Source organism: Mesorhizobium sp. M4B.F.Ca.ET.089.01.1.1, assembly GCF_004022605.1.
Classification (GTDB): domain Bacteria; phylum Pseudomonadota; class Alphaproteobacteria; order Rhizobiales; family Rhizobiaceae; genus Mesorhizobium; species Mesorhizobium abyssinicae.
Genome location: NZ_RZOS01000772.1, coordinates 1 through 1,625, shown reverse-complemented (window position 1 = coordinate 1,625; position 1,625 = coordinate 1). Strand labels below are relative to the sequence as shown.

The following is a 1,625-nucleotide window of genomic DNA, read 5'->3' as shown; positions in this document are numbered from 1 at the left end:
TAATTATGCCGAGCATCATATGCCCTGCGACTTCAGGGCATGGATTGTGGTTCAAAAATGCTCGGCATAATATTTATCTGTTCAGTCGTCAGGTGCCGTTTCTGGCGGTCGCCAGCATGGCGAGTAGCTTATCCGAAGGAGGCCGGAACCGCCCAGGCTTCACACCCGGCGGTGCATGGGCGGCGAGAATGGCCAGCTTCTCGGTCGCATCGGCGCGCAGATAGACTTCGGTGCTCCGAAGCGACGCGTGCCCAAGCCATAGCGAGACCTTCCGAATGTCGCCGGTAGCCGCCAATGTATGAGCGGCACAGCTGTGGCGCAGGACATGTGGTGTCACCCTCTTCGAGAGGAGGGATGGACACGCTATTGCCGCCTGACGAACATGCTTCGCTAAGACCAATGCGAGGCCGTCGCGGCTCAGTGGTTCGCCGAGCCGATTTAGGAACAAGGTCTGCTCGCTGGTAATGCCACGAGCGCCAATCCAGCCTCGTACGGCCTGCTGCGTCTCACGCCATAAGGGTAGGACACGCTCGCGCCGTCCCTTCCCGTGAATGCGGACTGTTGCCAGCGAGCCGGGAGGGAACGCGGTCATCTGTATGGAAAGAAGCTCCGATGCTCGCAGTCCGCATGCATAGGCCATGTGAAGCATCGCCCGATCGCGGAGCCCACCATAATCGCGGCTGTTGGGAGCGGCAAGCAGCGCCTTCACCTCGTCAACTGTCAGGGTATCGATGAGCCGCATGTCGGTTCGCTTTTGGGGCAGTGCGTGAATACGCAGCGCATGATCGAGGCAAGAAGGAATCTTGTACTCGATATAGCGAAAGAAGGATCGCACCGCGGCAAGACGGACATTGCGGGTAGCGGCGCTGTTACGACGGCCAATCTCCACATGATCCAGAAAAGCCAGGATCAGATCCGGATCGAGATCTTCGATTTGGAGATCGATAGGCCGGCGTCGTCGCAGCTCAGCCGCGAACCGGGCCAGCAGTGTGAAGCTGTCGGCGTAAGTTGCGACCGTGTGGGGACTGGCATTGCGATGCCGTGGCAAATGATCGACGAGAAATGTGGTAAGATGAGGAGCGAGCGGGGTCATTGGGCATCTCCCAAGAAGCGATCCTCATTCACCGCAGCAATGGTGCGCATCAAAACCGGCGTGGCTTCGAGATACCAATAGGTACAGAGAATGCTGCTGTGCCCAAGGTAATCTCGAAGCGCGACCATGTGGCGGCGCACCGCGTTGATATCATGTGCGCACGCCTCAAGTGAACGGACAGCAAAACTGTGCCGAAGATCATGCAATCGCGGACCTGGAGTGCCAACCGGGCCACGAATGCCAAGCTGACGGGTCAAGTTGTTGAACGTCCTGCCGACGGATTGCTTGGTCGGCGCCCGTCCGGTGCAACAGATGAACAGATCGTCGCTTATGGAAAAGGCCCGGTTGCGCGTAACGAGATAGGTGGTAATCGCCTCGCGCGTCGTGGAATGGATCGGCAACAGTCGGCTTCCGCCACCTTTGCTTCGGCGAATCAGCAGTCCGTCGCAGGTGAGGTCTGACCGTTGTAGAGCGAGCGCCTCCGATACGCGCATGCCCGTGACCGCCAGCAGGCCGAGCAGGAAGTGATACG

Annotated in this window: 2 protein-coding genes; both read right to left on the bottom strand. The window is 59.1% G+C overall.

Features of this window, described 5'->3' with window-relative positions; genetic code table 11:
- Nucleotides 1-88: 88 nt before the first annotated feature.
- Nucleotides 89-1,093 carry a tyrosine-type recombinase/integrase gene (locus EN780_RS33710; RefSeq protein ID WP_128276412.1) on the bottom strand — a complete coding sequence of 335 codons (1,005 nt, stop codon included), beginning with the start codon at nucleotides 1,091-1,093 and terminating at the stop codon, nucleotides 89-91.
- Nucleotides 1,090-1,625 (bottom strand): tyrosine-type recombinase/integrase (locus tag EN780_RS33705; RefSeq protein WP_145971028.1); only part of this gene is annotated, 536 nt, incomplete at its 5' end. The genes EN780_RS33710 and EN780_RS33705, both read right to left, overlap by 4 nt.